Origin of the sequence: Planotetraspora kaengkrachanensis (assembly GCF_016862895.1) — a bacterium.
GTDB lineage: Bacteria > Actinomycetota > Actinomycetes > Streptosporangiales > Streptosporangiaceae > Planotetraspora > Planotetraspora kaengkrachanensis.
The window spans coordinates 200,884-220,319 of the sequence record NZ_BONV01000002.1; the positions used below are offsets into that span (position 1 = coordinate 200,884).

At 72.1% G+C, this 19,436-nt stretch carries 18 protein-coding genes and 1 pseudogene; 5 read left to right on the forward strand and 14 right to left on the reverse strand.

Annotated features, from left to right (window positions below; genetic code table 11):
• Window positions 1-13: 13 nt before the first annotated feature.
• The 13 genes from Pka01_RS03760 to Pka01_RS03820 form a co-directional block, all read right to left on the reverse strand.
• Window positions 14-1,273, reverse strand: a complete 1,260-nt coding sequence (locus Pka01_RS03760) for a hypothetical protein (protein WP_203881136.1) — start codon at window positions 1,271-1,273, stop codon at window positions 14-16.
• 130 nt (window positions 1,274-1,403) lie between these two features.
• A complete protein-coding gene (locus Pka01_RS03765; RefSeq protein ID WP_203881137.1) occupies window positions 1,404-1,733 on the reverse strand; it encodes a PadR family transcriptional regulator in 330 nt (109 codons plus the stop codon).
• 104 nt (window positions 1,734-1,837) lie between these two features.
• Entirely contained in the window at window positions 1,838-3,454 is a 1,617-nt protein-coding gene (locus Pka01_RS03770; protein WP_203881138.1) for a PucR family transcriptional regulator, read from the reverse strand.
• A 23-nt stretch (window positions 3,455-3,477) separates the two neighbouring features.
• Window positions 3,478-4,602, reverse strand: coding sequence for an o-succinylbenzoate synthase (menC, locus tag Pka01_RS03775; protein ID WP_203881139.1), 1,125 nt, complete (start codon window positions 4,600-4,602; stop codon window positions 3,478-3,480).
• On the reverse strand, window positions 4,602-5,363 hold the full coding sequence (locus tag Pka01_RS03780; RefSeq protein WP_203881315.1) for a GNAT family N-acetyltransferase: 762 nt from the start codon (window positions 5,361-5,363) through the stop codon (window positions 4,602-4,604). Before Pka01_RS03780 ends, menC begins: the two co-directional genes overlap by 1 nt.
• A 2-nt stretch (window positions 5,364-5,365) precedes the next feature.
• Window positions 5,366-6,472, reverse strand: coding sequence for a M20/M25/M40 family metallo-hydrolase (locus Pka01_RS03785; protein ID WP_239114711.1), 1,107 nt, complete (start codon window positions 6,470-6,472; stop codon window positions 5,366-5,368).
• A gap of 2 nt (window positions 6,473-6,474) precedes the next feature.
• Window positions 6,475-7,860 carry a serine hydrolase domain-containing protein gene (locus Pka01_RS03790; protein WP_203881140.1) on the reverse strand — a complete coding sequence of 462 codons (1,386 nt, stop codon included), beginning with the start codon at window positions 7,858-7,860 and terminating at the stop codon, window positions 6,475-6,477.
• Complete coding sequence (locus tag Pka01_RS03795; protein ID WP_203881141.1) at window positions 7,857-8,600, reverse strand: ABC transporter ATP-binding protein; 744 nt, start codon at window positions 8,598-8,600, stop codon at window positions 7,857-7,859. The genes Pka01_RS03790 and Pka01_RS03795 overlap by 4 nt, the downstream gene beginning before the upstream one ends.
• On the reverse strand, window positions 8,597-10,429 hold the full coding sequence (locus Pka01_RS03800) for a dipeptide/oligopeptide/nickel ABC transporter permease/ATP-binding protein (protein WP_203881142.1): 1,833 nt from the start codon (window positions 10,427-10,429) through the stop codon (window positions 8,597-8,599). Before Pka01_RS03800 ends, Pka01_RS03795 begins: the two co-directional genes overlap by 4 nt.
• A 1-nt stretch (window position 10,430) precedes the next feature.
• A complete protein-coding gene (locus tag Pka01_RS03805; RefSeq protein ID WP_203881143.1) occupies window positions 10,431-11,393 on the reverse strand; it encodes an ABC transporter permease in 963 nt (320 codons plus the stop codon).
• Window positions 11,394-11,395: 2 nt separating this feature from the next.
• On the reverse strand, window positions 11,396-12,991 hold the full coding sequence (locus Pka01_RS03810; RefSeq protein ID WP_203881144.1) for an ABC transporter substrate-binding protein: 1,596 nt from the start codon (window positions 12,989-12,991) through the stop codon (window positions 11,396-11,398).
• 129 nt (window positions 12,992-13,120) lie between these two features.
• Window positions 13,121-14,080 (reverse strand): dipeptidase, encoded by a 960-nt coding sequence (locus Pka01_RS03815; RefSeq protein WP_203881145.1) that lies wholly within the window; start codon window positions 14,078-14,080, stop codon window positions 13,121-13,123.
• Between the two features lie 19 nt (window positions 14,081-14,099).
• Entirely contained in the window at window positions 14,100-14,966 is an 867-nt protein-coding gene (locus Pka01_RS03820; protein WP_203881146.1) for an oxidoreductase, read from the reverse strand.
• 117 nt (window positions 14,967-15,083) lie between these two features.
• Here Pka01_RS03820 and Pka01_RS03825 point away from each other — a divergent pair, with 117 nt between their 5' ends.
• The 4 genes and pseudogenes from Pka01_RS03825 to Pka01_RS03840 all read left to right on the forward strand — a co-directional run bounded on the left by Pka01_RS03825 (window position 15,084) and on the right by Pka01_RS03840 (window position 17,506).
• Window positions 15,084-15,698, forward strand: a complete 615-nt coding sequence (locus Pka01_RS03825) for a TetR family transcriptional regulator (protein ID WP_203881147.1) — start codon at window positions 15,084-15,086, stop codon at window positions 15,696-15,698.
• 490 nt (window positions 15,699-16,188) lie between these two features.
• A complete protein-coding gene (locus Pka01_RS03830) occupies window positions 16,189-16,554 on the forward strand; it encodes a hypothetical protein (protein ID WP_203881148.1) in 366 nt (121 codons plus the stop codon).
• 311 nt (window positions 16,555-16,865) lie between these two features.
• Window positions 16,866-17,261, forward strand: a pseudogene (locus Pka01_RS41505) (class I SAM-dependent methyltransferase); the annotation flags it as partial.
• A 101-nt stretch (window positions 17,262-17,362) separates the two neighbouring features.
• A complete protein-coding gene (locus Pka01_RS03840; RefSeq protein ID WP_203881329.1) occupies window positions 17,363-17,506 on the forward strand; it encodes a hypothetical protein in 144 nt (47 codons plus the stop codon).
• 37 nt (window positions 17,507-17,543) lie between these two features.
• Here Pka01_RS03840 and Pka01_RS03845 read toward each other — a convergent pair whose 3' ends face one another.
• Window positions 17,544-18,155, reverse strand: a complete 612-nt coding sequence (locus Pka01_RS03845) for a TetR/AcrR family transcriptional regulator (protein WP_203881149.1) — start codon at window positions 18,153-18,155, stop codon at window positions 17,544-17,546.
• A 77-nt stretch (window positions 18,156-18,232) separates the two neighbouring features.
• Between Pka01_RS03845 and Pka01_RS03850 the strand changes: the two genes are divergently transcribed.
• Window positions 18,233-19,381: an FAD-dependent monooxygenase gene (locus Pka01_RS03850; protein ID WP_203881150.1), complete on the forward strand. Its 1,149-nt coding sequence runs from the start codon at window positions 18,233-18,235 to the stop codon at window positions 19,379-19,381.
• Window positions 19,382-19,436 lie beyond the last annotated feature (55 nt).

Below are 19,436 nucleotides of genomic sequence, written 5' to 3' on the forward strand. Positions count from 1 at the left end.
GGCCGGGCGGCCGTCAGCGGGGGGCGGCCGCCGGGAGATCGTCGGGTGCGCCGGTTCGACGGCGTCCGAGCGCCGTGCCGAGCGCCGCGCCGCCGACCGCACCCACGCCCCAGAAGACGATCATGACCACGATGAACTCCGGACGCAGCACGTCGAGGACCGCCGCCTGCCACGTCGGCGGGACGGCGTCGCCGGTGCTCAGGTAACCGCCTCGCTCGCGCATCCAGAACACGGCCTCGGGTATGCCGACGGCGATCACCGCCACCAGTGCCGCGATCCCTCCCAGGGCTCCGGCGCGCAGCCCTGACCCGAAGGATCGGTCACGCCAGGCCGTGGCGAGCGCGACGGCGAGCAGCAGTGCGCTCGGGGCGGGCACCCAGAAGCCGAGTATGCCGCCCCGGTCATGTGCGAGCGACCAGCGCGAGGCGGCGAACGACCCACCCGCCACGAGGAGCGCCACCCCGGCCGCCTGCATCCACGCGCCGTGCGGCCGCCCGGACCGCAGCGCGGCCCACGCTCCTCCGAAGGCGAACCTGCGGCGCTCGGCCGGCGGGTCGATCGCCGCGAGCTCGGACCGCAGCGCGGCTCCCCACGCGGACCGGCTCTCGGGCAGGTCGGCGGTGGCCAGGTCGAGCAGGAGTTGCCAGGCGTCGCGTACCGCGCGTCGGCGGCCCGCGGTCTCGGCGCGGGCGCCGAGCGCGGCTCCGAGGACGGGCCACGGCAGAGCCCAGACCAGAGCGGCGAGGAACACCTCGAACGGTATGAGCAGGTCGGCGGCGGCGAGGTTCACGACGACGGGAAAATCGCCGGGCGCACCCAGGTAGGCGGCACGCAGCGGCAGATGCACGGACGCGGTGCCCGCGGCTACGGCGACGATGGCGAGCAGCCCCGCGACGGTCCCGGCTCCGAATCCGCGGGCGCGGGCCACCGCGGCGGCGGCCAGACCGGCGAGCCCGCCGCACCCGGCCGCCGCGAGCAGTCCGAGCACCATGGACAGCAGCACCACATCGAAGCCCCAACGCGGGCCGTTCTCGACCGAGGCCAGGTACGCGCGCCCCAGGCCGAAGGCGAGCAGCGCCGCACCGGCGGCGACACCGATCAGTGCGAGCCACACGGGGCGTCGGGTGCCGCCCCGCCACGCCGCGCGGACGCGGGCGGCGAGCGTCCCCGCACCGCCCTGGCGTACGGCGCCACGCAGCCGGGCCGTGAGCACCACGATCGCGAGCAGGGGCGCGGGCGCGAGCACCCCCAGGAAGAGGAGGAAGTCGAGCATCGGGGGCCTCCGAACGGCAGGGCTGGCCGGTGGTCGAGAAGTCGGGGGTCGGGCGGCCGCGGGTCAGGCGGTCCGCACGTCGGGTGGTTCTCGGGTGGTTCTCGGGTGGTCCAGGTCGGGTGGTCGCGGGTCAGGTGGTCCTGGGCGCGAGCCGGGCCGCGCCGGGGGCGGGTGCGCCGTCATCGGCGGGCGCCGGCACCGCGACGGTGCGCGCGAGTTCGGCGCCCGCCGTGGTGAGCCGGTACAGGTGCCGGGCCGGTCGCCCGCGCGGCGGGTCGGTCTCCCAGGAGGTCTCCACCAGCCCGCGCTCGAAGAGCCGGATGAGGATCGGGTAGACCGTGCCCGCCTTCAGGTCGAGGGCGCGGCACAGGTCGTAGCCGTGGTTCCATCCCGCGCCTGACTCGGCGAGTGCGATGAGCACCGCCGCGGTCTGCGGGGACGGGCGTCGCGTGCGTGCCATGACCCCAATATCTACCTAGATAGAGTTAGTGCGCAAGCCCTACTCGGAACCGGTTGCGGAGCTGCCGGCGGCTGATCGGCCCCCGACCCTGCATCAAATGACGTTCAGCGCTGCGCCAGGATGCGCAGTTGCAGCATCGCCGCGAACCGCTGCTCCGGGTCGTTCAGGTCGAGTTCGCCCACCTCGACGACCCGGCGCAGGCGGTAACGCAGCGTGTTCGGGTGGATGAACAGGGCGGCCGCCGCCTTGCCCACGTCGCCGAGCGCGTCCAGCCAGGCCTCGAGGGATTCGACCAGGCCCGCGTTGTTGCGCTCGTCGTACTCCATCAGGCGGGCGATCGCGCCGCCGGGGCGTTCGTCGCGGGCGGCGGCGAGGTCGCGCAGTTCCAGCATCAGGGCGAGCGTCTGGACGTCGTCGAGGCGGGCCACCCGAAGGCCGGTGTGACCCTCACGCATCACCCGCAGCACGCGGTCGGCTTGCGCCTTGCCGTGGACGATGGCGCTGATGTCCGAACCCGCCGGGGCGACCGCCACGACCGCGTGCAGATTGCCGTCCACGCGGTCGACGAAGTCGGCGGCCAGCCGGGCGACCCGTTGCTCGGGGCCGGCCGTCGCCGTGACCACCGGCAGCAGGCCGTAGACCGTACCGCCGACGGCGGCGACAGCGGAGGACGGCACGGTCGCCGACAGGTGCACCGACAGGGCGTCGGCCAGGCGTTCGAGGTCGGCGTGCGCGTGGTCGTCGCCGGCGAGCAGGCCGGCGCTCACGATGACCAGGCGGCGGCCGGACAGGCCGAGCCGGGCCAGCGCGTCCCGCGCCCCGGCGCCGCCTTCCAGGACGGTGCCGATCAGGTCCGTCCGCAGTCTGCGCTGGACGTCGGCGCCGCCCCGCAGCCGCAGCAGGTGCAGCGCGACCAGTTTCGACGCGTCCAGGAGGGCCTGGATCCGTTCGCCGTCGACCTCGCCGTCCATGGCGGCCCAGATCGAACCCAGGACCTCGTCGCCGGCGCGGACCGCGATGGCGACGCGTTGCACCGTCATGCCGTCATAGCCCAGGTCCAGGGGGCTGACGACGACCGGGGCGTGGTAGCGGTAGAGGTCGCGGAAGACCCCCATCTCGGTGAGCCGGGTGGCGTACCGTTCGGGCACCTGGCGGCCGATGACGGTCTCCACCCGGGAGGGGTCGGCCTCGTCCTGGCGGCCGGAGAAGGCGAGCACCCGCGAACTGCGGTCCTCGATGGTGATGGGTGCGTCGAGGAGGGCGGCCACGGCGTTGGCCACCGCGAACAGGTCACCGGACGGCAGGCCGCCGAGGGACTCGTGGCCGGTGACCCCGATGTCGCCTTCGGCGAGCATCGCGCGGATGAGGGCGGTGAGCTGCGCCCAGGTGGCGCCCCGGCGCAGTCCGATCAGGGCCACGCCGCTGTCCTGGACCGCCGCGCGCACCTCCGGGGTCAGGGCGACCGGCGCCCGTACGACCAGGCCCGCCGTACCGTCGTCACCGAGTGCGCGCAGCAGCGGCGCCAGGTTGCCGCCCGCCGGGTCGACCCCGACGCCCAGCACCAGCGAGCGGGGGGCGAGTACGGGTTCGTCGAGCGGGTCGAAGATGGCCAGGGCGCTGATGCCCTCCGGCTGGTCGACGTCGCCGGCGACGAGCTCGAGGAGGGTGGAGCCCAGGTCGTCCAGGACCCGGCCGAGGCTGGCACGCGGTCGCTGACCCACGCCCGGCAGTATAGGCGCGCTCCTCAGAAGTCGATCCACTCCACCGAGGTCGTCACCCGCTCCAGCACCTCCGGTACGGGGGTGACGCCGAGACCTGGGCCCGTGGGCACCGGGACGTGGCCGTCCACCAGGACGACCGGCTCGGTGATGTCGGTGCGGTAGAAGCGGTCCGACGCCGAGACGTCGCCGGGCAGGGTGAAGCCGGGCAGGGCGGACAAGGCGATGTTGGCGGAGCGGCCGAGGCCCGTCTCCAGCATGCCGCCGCACCAGACCGCGATCCCGTGGGCTGCGGCCAGGTCGTGGATCTTCCTGGCCTCCAGGTATCCGCCGACCCGGCCGGGCTTGATGTTGATGATCTGGCACGCGCCGAGCGTGACGGCCGCGGCGGCCGTCTGCGCGGACACGACGGATTCGTCCAGGCAGATCGGCGTCGCCAGCTCCCGCGCGAGCGCGGCGTGCCCGAGGACGTCCTCCTCCTCCAGCGGCTGCTCGATCAGCAGCAGGTCGTACGCGTCGAGCTTGGCCAGGTGACGGGCGTCGCGCAGGGTGTAGGCGGTGTTGGCGTCGACCTGTAGGGGCAGGTCCCCGCCGAACCGGTCGCGTACAGCGGCCACCGGAGCCAGGTCCCAGCCCGGTTCGATCTTGAGCTTGATCCGGACGTACCCCTCGTCCAGATAACCCTCGACGGCGGCCAGCAGCTGGGGGATCGAGTCGTGGATGCCGACCGACACTCCGCTGGGGACCCGGTCGGCGACGGCGCCGAGTTCGCGGCCGAAGGAGCGGCCGAGGGCGCGCAGTTCCGCGTCGAGGACCGCCATCTCCACCGCGGCCTTGGCCATCCGGTGCCCCTTGACCGCGTGCAGCAGCCCGGCGACGGCGGCGGCGCCGAACCGGGCGAGCTCGGCCCGGCTCTCATGCGCGGCCAGTCGCGGCAGCAGGAACCGGCGCAGGACGTCCTGCTGGGAGTCGACGTACTCCGCCGAGTAGAGCGGATCGGCCAGCGCGACGCATTCGCCCCAACCTTCGGCGTCGTCGGTCACCACCTTGATCAGCAGGATGTCGCGCTCGGTCTGCGTGCCGAACGAGGTACGGAACGGCGACACCAGCGGCATCGAGACACGGCGGAGTTCGATTCCGCGCAGCTTCATCAGTACTCCAGATCGACGAGGTAACCGAGGTCGAGATCGAAGTCGACGACGCGCCCGCCGGAGGCCATCAGCGGCTCCAGTTCGGCGCGGAGCCCGCGGCGCCAGGCCGCGGCGGCGGCCGGGTCCGCGGCGCGCAGGGCCTCGATGTCGGGCGGGGTGGCGACCCGGCGGCTCGACGGGCCGCCCGTGGGACGGTCGAAGCGCGTCCCCGCGCAGGCGGCGACGACCCTCGGCGCGAGCAGGCTCCAGCGCACCAGCAGCCGGTCGGAGTCGTCGGCGCCGTTGATCGCGTCGTGCATCGCGCCGTAGAAGTTCGGCAGGTACTCCACCGGCAGCGCACCCAGTTTGACGATGTTGAAATAGGCGTTGCGGCCGACCAGCGGGTCGTACGTCCACTCGATCGTCGTGATGCCGCGGGTCAGGGCCCAGGCGCGCTGGTGCAGCTTGAGCGCCATGCCGACGCTGCGGCCCTCCATGCCGGGGGCGACCCCGGCGACGTGACTGTGCAGGGTACGGGCCGCCGGCGCCTCGTGGAAGCCGATGCAGACGCCGACGAGCCGGTCACCGTCGTAGGCGCCTGCGGCGTAGTTGCCCGCCTTGGTCAGCGCGCGCAGGAACTCCATCGTGATCAGCGGGCGGCCCCAGATCTCCAGCAGCAGGTCGATCATGGCCTGGGCTTCGTTCAGGTCCTGGAGTTCCCTGATCACCACGCCCGCATTCTCGGCCCGTCTGCCCGCGTCCCGCGCCGCCAGGTCGAGCATGCTCACGACTCGTCCTCCAGAAGTTCGGCGACCAGCTCGCGCAGCAGCGCGGTGCGGCCGGGAAGCAGGTCGACGACGACGTGCTCATGGTCGGCGTGGGCTCCGGCGCCGACCGCGCCCAGGCCGTCGAGGGTCGGGGTGCCGGCGCCGGCGGTGAGGTTGCCGTCGGAGGCGCCGCCGACGGCCGTGCCGGACAGGGGCGGCAGGCCGAGCCGGGCCGCGACGGCGGCGGCCCGGCCGAACAGCTCCCGGCTGGACGGCTCCTCCAGCGGGGGCCGGTTGACGCCTCCCCCGATCTCGATCACGGCAGCGGGGTCGAGCGGGACCAAAGCGCGCAGCGCGTGGTCGACGCGCAGTTGCTCGCGGTTGGTCCACGCGCGTACGTCGACGGCGAACGAGCCGTGGGCGGGCACCGTGTTCGCCGTGGTGCCCGCGGCGAACACCGTCGGGGTGACCGTCGTCCCGGCCGCCGGGTCCGACAGGGCGCTCGCGGCCAGGGCCAGGCGCGCCAGTTCGAGAGTGGCGTTGACGCCCTTGTCCGGTTCCAGCCCGGCGTGGGCGGCCCGGCCGGTGACGCGCACCTCGTACAGGGACACGCCCTTGCGGGCCGTCTTGAGGGCGCCGCCGTCGGCCGAGGCCTCCAGGACGAGCGCCGCCTTGGACCGCCGGGCCTCCTCCTCGATCAGGGCGGCCGAACTCGGCGAGCCGAGCTCCTCGTCCCCGGTCACGAGCAGGGTGACGCCGGTGCGCTCGGCCAGGCCGGCGACGGCGTGGATCGCCATCACCAGGCCGGCGAGCATGTCGAAACAGCCGGGGCCGCGCACCACCCCGCCGGTCAGCCGGTACGGCCGGGCGGCCAGCGTGCCGATGGGCCAGACCGTGTCGTGATGGGCCAGGAGCAGTACCTGGCGGTCGCCGTCCCCGAACCGCCACCGCAGGTGCGACCACCCGTCCAGGGTGATGCGCTCGGGCGCCACGCCGAGTCGCGTGGTGCCGACACGGGCGACCAGGTCGGCCGACCGGGCGACCGCGGCCCGGTCGGCGGAGGGCGACTCGCACTCGACGAGCGCCCTGAGGTCGGCGAGGAACGTCTCGATGCTGACGGGCACGGTCAGCCGTGCTTCTTCGGGGTCGCGCGGGCGCCGTAGTGCACGTATTCCTCGCCGGTGGGCAGCGAGTAGAACGTCACGGGGACCCACGACTCCATGCCCTCGGGGCGGACCGCGTACAGGGCCGGGGCGACGGGGGTCATCTCGTAGATCTGGACGGGGGTGCCCTCCAGCTCGGCGATCGGCCCGATCACCGTGACGCGCAGGGTCGGCTTGCCGTCCTCCTCCAGCACCTCCATGCGGACGGATTCCCGAGCGTACGTGCCGGCGTACGGGGCCAGGTCGGTGGTCACCGGCTCGGCCGGAGGCTCGAACGGCTCGGGCAGCCGGACCCCGGTGAGGTCGGAGAAGATCTCGTCGTACAGATCGACGTGCAGGTCGTGGGTGTGGCCGCCGTTGGTCGTGAGCGCGACCGCGACACCGGCTTCCGGCAACACCCGCAGGAACGCCGCCTGGCCGATGGTGTTGCCGTCGTGGCCGTAGGCGCGGTGGCCGTGCCAGTCGCAGCGGAACCAGCCCAGTCCCCACGAGTCGCCGAGCAGGAGCTTTTCCGGGCAGTCTGTCTGGTACGCGGACATCGCCTCGGCGCTGTCCGCCGACAGGACGCGGGTGCCGTCGGAGGCTAGCCCGCCCAGCAGGTGCATGCGAGCGAAGGCGAGCACGTCCGAGACGGTGGACGTGATCAGCCCGGCCGGGCCGACCGCGCGGGGCAGCCCCCACACCGGGGCGATCACCGGGTCGTCTCCGCCCTTGACGTGACCCATCGCGTGGGCGAAGACCATCGCCTCCTCGGGCAGCGTCGTGGTGTGGGTCAGGCCGAGCGGCGCGAACAGCTTGGCCTTGATCGCCTGGTCCCAGGTCTGGCCGGTGAGGACCTCGATGATCCGGCCGAGTACGGAGTAGCCGGCGTTGCAGTAGGACCAGGTGGCGCCGATGGGGTGGTTGTGCGCCACGTCGGCCAGCAGGGCGACGTACTTCTCCAGGGCGTCGTCGCCCCGGCCGGTGTCGGTGAACAGGTCGCCGTCGATGCCGCTGGTGTGGGTGAGCAGGTGCCAGACGGTGACCGCGGCGGTGGTCTCCGGGTCGCGCAGCCGGAACTCCGGCAGGACCTCGGCGACCGGGGTCTGGAGGGTGAGGGCGCCCTCGTCGACCAGCTGCATGATGACGGTCGCCGTCCACACCTTGGAGATCGAGCCGATCTGCCAGACGGAGTCGGTGGTGGCGGGCTGGCCGGTGCCGGCGTGCAGCACGCCGGTGGCGGCGGTGAGCAGTTCGTCGTCCGCGCCGTCGGTGCCGAGGCGGAGGATGCCGAGCTGGGCACCGGGGACGCCGTGCTTGGCGGCGAGTTCGTCGAGACGGTTCTGCCAGTGGGCCTGGTCGAGGGTCACATCTGCTCCTTCAGGGGGACGGCGCCGGGAAGGGCGGCGAGGAGGTGGCGGGTGTAGTCGTGGCGAGGCGCGCCGAGCACCTGGGCGGTGGGGCCGAATTCGACGATCTGCCCGTTGTGGAGCACCGCCACCTGGTCGGCGACGTACCGGACGACGGCCAGGTTGTGGGAGATGAACAGCATCGACAGGCCCAGATCCCGGCGCATGTCACGGATCAGGTTGAGCACGGCGCCCTGCACGGAGACGTCCAGCGCCGAGGTGATCTCGTCGGCGAGGATCACCTGCGGCCGGGCGGCCAGTGCCCGGGCCAGCGCGACCCGCTGCCGCTGCCCGCCCGACAGGCGCACCGGCAGGTCGGCGGCCCGGGCCGCGTCCAGGTGGACCAGCGCGAGCAGGCGCGCGATCTCCGCCTGGCGGGCGGTCCTGCCCAGGCGCTCCGGCATGGCCTCCGCCAAGCTCTCCCCCACGGTCATGCGGGGGTCCAGGGAGGAGTACGGATCCTGGAAGACCATCTGCACCGGGCGGCGGCCCCTGTTCGGGACGGGTCTGCCGTCGAGCAGGATCTGCCCGCCGGTCAGGGGCGCCAGCCCGACGGCGGCCCGGGCGAGGGTCGACTTGCCGCAGCCCGACTCGCCGACCAGGCCGACGGTCTGCCCGTCGGCCACCTCCAGGCTGACGTCGTCAAGCACGGTGTGCGAGCCGTACCGGACGCGGACATCATGGAAGCTGAGCGTGCTCATACCGGGACCTCCGTGGCTTTGTGGCACGCCACACCGGCCACCAGCGCGGGCGCGACCGCACGGCAGTGGTCGTCGGCGAGCGGGCAGCGGGGCGCGAACGCGCACCCGGCCGGAACATGTACGGGGTCGGCGGGCAGCCCGGGGATGACGGCGAGCGGGCGGCTCAGGTCGGTGTCCATGTCCGGCACGGCCGCCACCAGCGCCCGCGTGTACGGGTGCCGCGCGAGCGTGCGCAGGTCCTTGGCGGGCAGCTCCTCGACGACCCGGCCGGCGTACATCACCAGCACCCGGTCGCACACGTCGGTCACGACCGAGACGTCGTGGCTGATGAGCAGGAGGGCGGCGCCGGTGTCGCGGCGTACCTCGGCGAGCAGTTCCAGGACCTGCCGCTGCACGGTGACGTCCAGGGCGGTGGTCGGCTCGTCGGCGATGATGAGCCGGGGGTCGCCCATGAGGCCCATGCCGATCATCGCCCGCTGCCGCATGCCGCCGGAGAACTCGAAGGGGTACTGGCGCGCGCGCCGTTCGGGCTCGCGGATCCGTACCGCGCGCAGGCGGTCGACGGCGCGCGCGAGGGCGGCCCTGCGGCCAATGCGCTGGTGGAAGCGGCTCACCTCGGCCAGCTGCGGCCCCACCCGGTGCGCCGGGTTGAACGACGTCATCGGGTCCTGGAAGACGATCGCCAGCGAGGTGCCCAGGCGCCGGTGGGCGCCGGCGGCCATGAGGTCCTCGCCCGCGACGACGAGGTGGCCGGCCTCGACGCGTACCGGCGGCTCGATGAGCCCGGCCAACGCCAGCGCCGTCAGCGACTTGCCCGAGCCGGACTCGCCGACCACTCCGACGGCCTCGCCGTCGGAGACGGAGAACGTGACCCCGCGCACCGCACGGATCGGGCCGGCCGGGCCGGGGATCGTCACGCGCAGGCCCTCCACCGACAGGACCGTCCCGGGGACGGCAGGTGTGGCGGCGACCGGTTCGCGGGGCTCCTCCAGGGAGCGGGACCTGCCGGGCGAGTCGCCGAGGCCGAACATCGCCGCGAACGCCTCACCGGTGAGGTTGAACGCCAGACCGGCCAGGACGACGGCGATGCCGGGGCCGAGCGCGGCCAGCGGGTGGACGTAGATTCCGTTGAGCCCGTCCTGCATGAGCTTGCCCCAGTCGTAGGACGGCGCCTGCACGCCCAGCCCCAGGAAGGACAGCCCGGCGAAGGTCAGCAGCACCCCGCCGGCCGCCATCGTCGCGTTCACGACGAGCGGCTCGGCGACGTTCGGCAGCACATGGCGAAGCAGCACCCGGATGCGGCTCACCCCGGCGATGCGCGCCACCGCGATGTAGTCCCGCTCGGAGACTGCGGCCATCAGGGTGTGGCACAGCCGGGCGAACGCGGGCGCCCCGGCCACGCCGACCGCGAGCACGGCCCCCCGGGCGCCGACGCCGAAGACGACGGCGAAGAACAGGACGAGCAGCAGGCCGGGAAAGGCCACCAGCACGTTGACGGCCGAGGTGACCAGGCGGCCCAGCCGCCGTCCGAGCAGCATCGGCGCGGCCCCCAGAAGGATGCCCAGCAACAGGCTGATCGCCGTCGCCGCCACCGCGAGCAGGATCGACAGCCGGGCGGCCACCAGCACCCGGGCGAACAGGTCGCGGCCGAGGTTGTCGGTGCCGATCCAGTGCTCGGCCGACGGTCCGGCCAGCAGGTTGCCGGTGTCGACGGCCGCGGCCCGCCCACCCCACAGGACGGGCCCGAACGCGGCGGCCAGCAGTACCAGGGTCAGCAGCCCGAACCCGGCGAAGCCGACCGGCCTGAGCAGAACACGTGCCGCCCGCATGTCAGCTCTCTCCGATCGCCGAACGGGGGTCGAGCAGCGCGAGCACCACGTCGACGAGGGTGTTGACCAGCAGGACGCCGACGCCGTACACCAGGACGGTGCCCTGGACCATCGGGTAGTCCTTGGCGACGATCGAGGAGACGATCGAGGAGCCGAGCCCCGGCCAGGCGAAGACGTTCTCCACCAGCACCGTCCCGGCCACCAGCGAACTCAGCAGCAGCCCGCCGAGCGTCAGGGTCGCCGTCACCGCGTTCGGCAGGGCGTGCACGAGGTGCACCCGCAGCGACGCGAGCCGCTTGGCCCGCGCCGTGCGGACGTAGTCGGTCTCCAGCACCGCGAGCATCTCCACCCGGACGATGCGCGACAGCACCGCAGCCGGGCCGATCGCCAGCGCGAGCACCGGCAGCACGTAGGAGTCGAGCCCGTCGCGTCCCGCCACCGGGAAAAGGTGCGTCTGCACCGCCAGCAGGTAGACCAGGCCGACGCCGAGCAGGAAGTCGGGGATCGCGCCGATGACGACGTTCGTGCTGGTGAACGCCAGCTCCACGCGTCTGCCGCGGCCGCGGCGGGTGAGCGTCGCCATCGCCACGCCCACGGGGACCGCGACGGCCACCGCGAGCAGGAACGCGGCCACGGCGAGCTGGGCCGTGGCGGGCAGCCGCTGGGCGATCGTCTCGCCCACCGGGAGCCGGCTGGAGATCGACACTCCCAGCTCGCCGCTCAGCAGGTGGCGCAGGAAGGTGACGTACTGCCGCCAGAGGGGTTCCAGCAGGCCGAGCTCCTGTTTGCGGGCCAGCACCAGGTCGGCCGGCGCGGTCGGGCCGAGCGCCGCGCGTACGGGATCGCCCGGGACCAGGTGGATCATCAGGAACGCGGCGGTCACCAGCACCCAGAGCGACACCAGCAGCCGCGCGGCGCGCCGGAGCGCGAAGCGCGGCCACCGGCCGCTGGTCGGGATCTTCATCGTCAGCCGAGCATCCGGATGCTGGTGGGGATGATGCTGCCGGCGATGTCCAGCTCCGCGCCCTTGAGGAAGGTGGGGATGACGTTGTTGGCGAACGGCACCAGGTCCGCGGCCTTGTACAGCGCCTGCTCGGCGGCGAACCAGTCCGCGCATCCGGCGTTGCCGGTCGCGGCCTTCGCCTTGGTGGCCAGGGCCAGGTAGTCGGCGTTGTCGATGGCGGCGAAGTTCGTGCCCTCCGGCGCGGCGGGGCCGGAGACGAACGGCATGACCTGGTCGGGAGTGCTGAGGTTCAGGGCCTCCCAGGCGATGTCCCAGTCGCCGGTGCCGAAGAGGGCGCCCGAGATCTGTGTCGTGTTCTGCTGAGTGGCCTTGACCTCGACGCCGATCGCCTTCCAGGCCGCGGCGGCCAGTTCGGCGGCCGCGCTGCCGCCGGTGCCGAGCCCGGCGTCGTAGACGAAGGAGACCGTGAGCGGCTTGCCGTCCTTGACGCGGACGCCGTCGGCGCCCTTGGCCCAGCCGGCGGCGTCGAGCGCGGCCCCGGCCGCGGCGGCGTCGAAGGCCGGCAGGTGACCGGTGACGGAGTCGCCGCTGCAGCCGGTGGGCTCGAGGGCGGCCAGCTGGGTCGCGGCCGCGCCCTTGCCGGAGGTGAGGGCGGTCTGGAGCTGCTTGAGGTCGAGCGCCTGGGTCAGCGCCATGCGCACGGCCGGGTCCGAGGTGGGGTGACCCTCGGCGTGGTTGTACCACTGCTCGCCGATCAACGCCTGTGTGCCGACGGACTTCAGGCCCGCGGCCGCCAGGCGGGCGGCGTCAGGGCCGTTGATCAGGACCGCGTTGACCGTGCCCGCGAGCAGCTCGTTGGCGGCGGTGGTCTCGTTCGCGACGATCTTGACGATGACCTTGGCCGGCATGCCCTTCTCGGCCGTGGTGGCGCCGCCGGGTCCCCAGGTGTAGCCCTGACGCAACTCGTACGTGTAGTGGTCGGAGGGGACCGCTTCCTTCAGCACGTACGGGCCGGTGCCGTTCGTGGCGGCCTTCAGGCTCGACCGGTCCTTCATGCCGGCGTCGCACACCATCGGCAGGTTCGCGAACGCGTTCAGCGCGAACGGCGCGGGGGCCGCCAGCTTGACGGTGACCTTCGAGCCGGATGCGGAGGCGGTGGCGCCGGCCGGGATGAAGGCGCCCAGGAACGGGCTCTTGTTGTCCGGATTCTCCACGTAGGCAATGTTGTCGACCACGGTCTGCGCCGTGAACGGGGTGCCGTCAGAGCAGGTGACGCCCGGCTTGATGTCGAAGGTGAGGGTGGCACCTTCGACGGTCCACGCGGTGGCCAGGTGCGGCTTGATCGTGCCGTCCTTGGCGACGGCGACCAGGTTGTCGTAGGCGTACTGGGTCATGCCGAACAGGGCGCTGACCGCCGACCCCTGCGGGTCGAGGGCGCCGGGATCGGTCGCCAGGTCCAGGGTGAAGGTCTTGCCGCTGGCGTAGGCGGCGGCCGTGCCCGCGCTCGGGGAGGGAGAGCTCGCGCCGCCGCAGGCGGTCAGCCCGACCGAACCGGTCAGGGCCAGGGCCGTGAGGGCCCTCGTGCGGAAGGGACTCATGCGGTTCCTTTTCTGGTACGGCCGCTCAACAGCGCGACGTCATGCGCAGAGGCTAGATCGCCACCAGGGAGCGCGTACTCGGCCGATCGCACAACCGCGTGCGGCTGGGGTTGTGCGATCGGACAAGGGTCACCTCCAGACCTGGGCGGCCACCCGCCGGAAGTTGCCGCCGAGGATGCCGCGGACCGCCTCCTCCGGATAGCCGCGCCCCACCAGTTCGCGCTCGACCAGCAGCGTCGTCTCCGGCTCGACGAACTCGATGACGCCCCAGCGCGTGTACTCCTCGGGGAACAGGTCGGGGTTGTCCGCCAGCTCCGCCGTCAGGTCCTCGGCGTCGAAGGAGTAGTCGCTGCCGATGCCGACGTGCTCGGGGCCGACCAGGTCGACGGCGTAGTCGATGTGCGCGATGAACGCGTCCAAGGTCGCGGTGTTGGGCCCCAGGAAGATGCCGACACCGGGGATGCCGATGACGCCCCCGGTAGCGGCGCACTCCCGGGCCTGCTCGTCGGTGATGTTGCGGGCGTGCTCCCACAGGCCGCGCATCGCCGAATGCGAGTAGATCATCGGCTGCTCGGTGGCGGCCGACAGGTCCAGCCCCGTACGGGTGCCGCAGTGCGACCCGTCGACCAGCATGCCGACCTCGTTCATCCGCCGGACCAGGTCGCGGCCGTAGGCCGTCAGGCCGGTGTCGACGGCGTCCAGGCAGCCGCCGCCGGCGGCGTTGCCGTTGTTGTAGCTCGGCAGCAGCGACTTCACGCCCAGGTCGGAGAAGACGCGCACCATGTCGAGGTCCCCCTCCAGCGGGGCGGAGTCCTCCAGGTCGAACGCGACGACGATCCGGTCGTCCGGCACCGCCGCGTCGACGTCGGCGACGCTCGTCGCGAGCGTCAGGTCGGGGTGCGCCTCGATCGCGCGGGTGAAGTGGCCGATGTAGGAGAGCGCGTCCGCACGGGAATGCGGCGCGTAGCCGACGTTGACGCACACGTAGGCCCCGCCGGTACGGCGGTAGCGCAGCAGGTCGGTCACGTCGGCGTCGAGCGTGAGGGGCAGGCAGGCGTGCTGCTCCCAGAAGGCACGGGCGGAATTCATGCGCACATCCTGGTGGATGTCACGACTCCCCGATGGCGTCCAGTCCGGCGATCGCGTCGGCAGGCAGGGTCAGTTCGGCCGCCTTGATGTTCTCCTCCAGGTGGGCGACCTTCGAGGTGCCCGGGATCACCACCGAGGTGGCAGAGCGCCGCAGCAGCCAGGCCAGTGCGACCTGCTGCGGCGAGGCGCCGACGCGGGCGGCGACGTCGCTCAGCGTGTCCGACTGGATCGGGCTGAAGCCGCCCAGCGGGAAGAACGAGGCGAATGCGATGTTCTCCCGTGCGCAGCGCTCGAGCAGCGCGTCGTCCTGCCGGTTGACCAGGTTGTAGAGGTTCTGGATCGCCACGACCGGGGCGATCCGCTGTGCCTCGGTGAGCTGCGTGTCCGAGGCGCCTGACAGACCGAGGTGCCTGATCAGGCCCTCCTGGCGCAGTTCGGCGAGCGCGCCGAACTCCTCCGAGATCGGGTCGTCGGTCGTGGTGTCGCGGTTGGGCAGACGCAGGTAGACGACGTCGAGCACGTCGAGGCCGAGGGTCTTCAGGTTGGAGTGGACCTGCTCCTTCAGCGAGGCGGGCGTGATGCTCGGGATCCACGAGCCGTCGTCGCCCCGCAGCGCACCGACCTTGGTGAAGATGTGCACACCCTCGGCGTACGGCGCCAGCGCTTCTCTGATGATCTCGTTGGTCACATGCGGGCCGTAGAAGTCGGAGGTGTCGATGTAGGTGACACCCCGCTCGACGGCGGTGCGGACCACGCGGACGGCCTCGTCCCGGTCCTTCGGCGGTCCGAAGACGTGCGGGCCGGCCAGTTGCATGGCGCCGTAGCCCATGCGGTTGACGGTGAGGCCGTCGGCGAGAGCGATGCTCCCCGCGGATGTCGCGGTCATGAGGTTCCCCTCCGGATCGATCGCCTGTGCAGGCGACTAACTAACCAGTTAGCCAAAGCCTAGGGTCGAACTAACCGGTTAGTCAAACTGGTAGGGTCGCACCCGGGAGGCGAGAAGATGAGCAAGGCGGAAGCGACACGCGAACGGATCCTCGACGCCGCGCTGGAGGAGTTCTCGACCTTCGGGGTCGCAGGCGCACGCGTCGACCGCATCGCGCACAAGGCCGGGTGCAACAAGAACTTGATCTACATCTACTTCGAGAGCAAGGAGAAGCTGTTCACCACGCTGCTCCAGCGCCATCTGGCGGACGTGAACCTGCATATGCCGTTCACGGCCGACGACCTGCCCGGCTTCGCCGGCAAGGTGTACGACTTCGCCACGGCGCATCCCGAGATCCTGCGACTGCTCGCGTGGTCGACCCTTGAGCAGAGCGCCCAACTGCCGGAGACCAGGGCGGAATCGTTCGACTACATGGCCGCGGCGGTGATCGACGGCCAGCGGGAGGGCCGGATCGACCCCGGCTTCGAGCCCGAGTTCCTCGTGACGACGCTGATGGCGATCGCCACGGCGTGGTCACCCGCGCTCCCGTTCGGCACCTCCACCAGGCACCCGGCTCCCGAGGTGCTGCGCGACAACGTCGTCAAGGCGGTCACCCTGCTGGTGCGGCCTTTCACCGACGTCGCGGTATCCGGACCCGGGCCCGAAACCTCGGACGAAGAGGAGCAAAGCTAGGCCGGCTCGCCGCGGGGGTCCGTGCGCCCGGAGGCGTCCGTTGCCGGCGATGAGCGCGCGCAGCTTGGCCGCCCCGGAGTCCGGCGACGACCGCCACTGCCCGTCAGCCCGACCTGATCGACGGTGGTGCGCTGGCGACGGGCGCGAAGAAATTCACCCAGAGAACTTCCCATAATGGGCAGAATAGGAAATCTTGGTCAATAATTGGCAAATGCGCCGACAGTTCGGACGGCACTTCACCGTTTCAGCAGCCCGACGGCCATGAAGTACGCGAGGCCGACGGCGACGATGACGAGCGTGATCCCGAACATCACCCGCACGTCAGCCTCCCGCCATACGCAGGTACGGCTCGTCTCGCCTGGTCACAGACGGCAGTTACCCCGAATCGCCCATCTCATCCTTGGCACTCCCACCGCACCGGACGACTGTAGCCGCGTCATGGTGAGGGGCGGCCTCGTTTAACCCGCGGCTCAGGGGTACGCGAGCAGGCATGACCGTGACCAGATTTCAGGACCTGCCCGTGGCCGACCGTGACCGCGAGTGGGACGGCGACGCAGCCGACAAGCGGGTCCGGGCCTGGGCCGACGCGAAGGACGCTCCCAACGCGGCCTACCGGGACGCCCACGTCTGGTACGACGGCGACGCCGAGGACAACTTCACCGCGTACAAGTTCCTGATCGCCGACGTCGTCGGCGGCGATCTCAAGGTCGTGCCGAGGGCGGTGATGTCGGCCGGCGGGATCGTCGAAGGCGCCCGCGGCGGAGTCGACATCCCCAAGCAGGAGATGCCGCGCGTGAAGGCGCATCTGGCGAAGTACTACGACAAGTTCGGCGACACCGCGCCCTGGGAGCGGTGAGCCGTCCCAGCGGGCTCTCCGCCTGGCATTTTCGCTGATCAGGGGGCTGAACAGGGGACAAATGCGGCGGCCGGTACGGTCGGTTCGCATGGACTTCAGCGCAGAGCGGCTATCCGAGCATCTGTTCGGCAGCACCATCGGCGCCCTGGAGATGAACTCCGTCTATTTGGACGACCAGTTGGACAGCGTCCTGTTCGCGGGGAGACCCGCGGTGCAGCTCGCTCGGTACGGGCGGCGGCTCCCCGAGATCGTCGCCGCGTACCGGACCGGCGGGGGCGCCGCCGCCGCTCCCCTGGGAGCCGGAGGGCCGCGTGGACACCAACCGCGCGATCTTCCGCAACCTTCTCGGCGAACGGTGGCTGCCCTCGCTCGGAGAGCTCGACCACCGGTTGCGCTCGGAGCCGCCCGCCCGCATAGCGGACATCGGCTGCGGCACCGGGTGGGCCGGCATCGCGATGGCGCTGGCGTATCCGCTGGTCGAGGTCGACGGCATCGATCTCGACAGCCGCGGCGTCGAGACGGCCCGGGCGAACGCGAAGTCGTCGGATGTCGCCGAGCGGGTGCGGTTCCGCGTCGGCGACGCGGCCGAGTTGACCGGACCGGAGCGGTACGACCTCGTGACGATCTTCGAGGCGCTCCACGACATGGCCCTCCCCGTGGACGCGCTCAGGGCGGCGCGCACGATGTTGGCCGACGACGGCCGGCTGCTGATCGCCGACGTGAAGGCCGAGGAGGAGTTCACGGCCCCGGCACGGAACGGGAACAGTGCGACTACGGCTGGAGCCTCATCGCGTGTCTGCCCGACTCCATGGGGGTCCCCGACACCGCCGCGACGGGTACCGTCATGCGCCCGGCCACCCTGCGCGCGTACGCCGGCGCGGCCGGCTTCACGGACGTGGAGATCCTGCCCATCGACACGCCGTACTGGCGTTTCTACCGGCTCACCGTTTGACGGGACGGGACGGGGAGCGACGGACGGGGAACCGGTGTCACCCGCGCAGCGCGCCGTGCACGATGGCGCGGGCGACACCGCGGACGGCGTCCTCGCTGACGCTCTCGGGTGGGGCGGTCACCAGGGTGAACAGCGCCCCGCCGTAGAGCGCGACCAGTGCGGGGATCCGCTCAGGGGAAATGGGGAGACCGAGGTCGGCGTGATGGCCGGCGGTGAACCTCATCGAGCCGTCCTGCAGTCCCGCGAGGGCCGACGCGAGCACAGGCCGTCGTACGGCCTCCAGCTGAAGCTCGAAGATCGCCAGATACCGGTCGCGAAGAATGGTCGCCGCGCCGAACAGTGAGTCGGCCAGCAGATCGACGACGTGTTCCGTGAAGTCCGCCGGAATGCTTTCACCGTGCGCCGCGGCCGCCTTCTTCTGACGCCGAGCGGCCCGGTCCATGTCGGCATGATGCAGCTCGACGATGCGCTCGGCGGTGGCCACGAGCAGCGCCTCCCTGCTCCGGAAGTAGTTCGAGGCCGTTCCGTACGGCAGTCCTGCGGCCTTCTCGACCGCGCGGTGGGTCACCCCGTGCGCCCCGGAGCCCGCCAGCAGATCGATGGCGGCATCCGTCAAGGCTCGGCGGCGGGCTGGGTTGGTCGGCGGCACACGACGATGGTATGACGGTATCCGTACTAGAACGATCGTAGTGGTACCAGTCTGTGCGGACAGGGCGGGTGAGCGGCATGCGGGTCGTGGTGGTGGGTGCCGGGCTGGGCGGGGTGGCGGCCGCGGTGGGGCTGCATCGGCGAGGTCACGAGGTGACGCTGTACGAACGCGGCGCCGAGCTTCGGGAGGCGGGCACCGCCGTCGTGGTGATGCCCAACGGCGTCCGGGCACTGGACGAGCTGGGGTTGAGCGACTACGTCCGCGGCCAGGCCATGCCGGCCGTCAACGGCGGCCTGCGGGACTGGCGCGGACGGCCGTTGCTGGTCACCGACGCCGTCCAGGCGCAGCGGACGGTCGGCCCGTCGGTGGCCGTGAGCCGGGCGGAGTTGCACCAGGCGCTGCGCGGCCCGCTGCCCGCCGGGCTGGTGCGTACCGCGACGCCGGTTCAGCGGCTGGAGTCCGACCACGCCGAAGTGACCGTGATCAGCGACGGTCGGCCCGTGACCAGGGCCGACGCGGTGATCGTGGCCGACGGCATCGGCAGCGCGTTACGCGGCCGGCTCTTCCCCCGGCATCCCGGACTGCGGCGGGCAGGCCGGCTGGACCTGCGCGGCATGCTGCCCACGCCCTCCGGCCTCGACGTGAGCGAGTTTCTGGCCTGCATCATGATCGACCGGCGCACCGGGGCGATGTTCGGCCTGTTCCCGGTCGGCGAGAGTCACCTGTACTGGTTCACCGACTCGGCGCTGCACGGACCGCCGCCGCCGGCCCGTGAGGCGCGCGGCGACATGCTGTCACTGACGGCCGACTGGCACCCGGTGGTCCCCGCACTCATCGAGGCCACCCTGCCCGCCGACATCTACGTCGACGCGATCGCCTGCCTGGCCGGACCGCTGCCGTCGTTCACGATCGGCAGGGTCGCGTTGCTCGGCGACGCCGCGCACGCCATGACCCCCGATCTCGGGCAGGGAGCCAGTCAGGCGTTCGAGGACGCGGCCGCGGTGACCCGGCACCTGGCCGGCGCCGAGCCGGCGGACGTCGAGGAGCGGCTGCTCCGCTACGACGCCGAGCGCCGGCCCCGTACCAGCCGGCTGATGCTGGCGTCGTCGCGGCAGTCGTGGCTGATGTCGCGAACCGGCGCCACGGCGTGGCTGCGCGACGCCGTGCTCCGCGCGACACCGCGGGGGATGGCCACGCGACGGCTCGCCTCGATGTGGCACGTGTAGAAGCCCGGTGTGAAAGCGCTCGTCGCGGCTCATGTCGGTGCACCCTCGTAGACTC

Excerpts from the sequence above, each read along its gene's own strand:
- Pka01_RS03760 (WP_203881136.1), bottom strand. The coding sequence starts at position 1,273 with ATGCTCGACTTCCTCCTCTTCCTGGGGGTGCTCGCGCCCGCGCCCCTG.
- Pka01_RS03765 (WP_203881137.1), bottom strand. The coding sequence starts at position 1,733 with ATGGCACGCACGCGACGCCCGTCCCCGCAGACCGCGGCGGTGCTCATC.
- menC (WP_203881139.1), bottom strand. The coding sequence starts at position 4,602 with ATGAAGCTGCGCGGAATCGAACTCCGCCGTGTCTCGATGCCGCTGGTG.
- Pka01_RS03780 (WP_203881315.1), bottom strand. The coding sequence starts at position 5,363 with ATGCTCGACCTGGCGGCGCGGGACGCGGGCAGACGGGCCGAGAATGCG.
- Pka01_RS03795 (WP_203881141.1), bottom strand. The coding sequence starts at position 8,600 with ATGAGCACGCTCAGCTTCCATGATGTCCGCGTCCGGTACGGCTCGCAC.
- Pka01_RS03800 (WP_203881142.1), bottom strand. The coding sequence starts at position 10,429 with ATGCGGGCGGCACGTGTTCTGCTCAGGCCGGTCGGCTTCGCCGGGTTC.
- Pka01_RS03805 (WP_203881143.1), bottom strand. The coding sequence starts at position 11,393 with ATGAAGATCCCGACCAGCGGCCGGTGGCCGCGCTTCGCGCTCCGGCGC.
- Pka01_RS03810 (WP_203881144.1), bottom strand. The coding sequence starts at position 12,991 with ATGAGTCCCTTCCGCACGAGGGCCCTCACGGCCCTGGCCCTGACCGGT.
- Pka01_RS03815 (WP_203881145.1), bottom strand. The coding sequence starts at position 14,080 with ATGAATTCCGCCCGTGCCTTCTGGGAGCAGCACGCCTGCCTGCCCCTC.
- Pka01_RS03820 (WP_203881146.1), bottom strand. The coding sequence starts at position 14,966 with ATGACCGCGACATCCGCGGGGAGCATCGCTCTCGCCGACGGCCTCACC.
- Pka01_RS03825 (WP_203881147.1), top strand. The coding sequence starts at position 15,084 with ATGAGCAAGGCGGAAGCGACACGCGAACGGATCCTCGACGCCGCGCTG.
- Pka01_RS03830 (WP_203881148.1), top strand. The coding sequence starts at position 16,189 with ATGACCGTGACCAGATTTCAGGACCTGCCCGTGGCCGACCGTGACCGC.
- Pka01_RS03840 (WP_203881329.1), top strand. The coding sequence starts at position 17,363 with ATGGGGGTCCCCGACACCGCCGCGACGGGTACCGTCATGCGCCCGGCC.
- Pka01_RS03850 (WP_203881150.1), top strand. The coding sequence starts at position 18,233 with ATGCGGGTCGTGGTGGTGGGTGCCGGGCTGGGCGGGGTGGCGGCCGCG.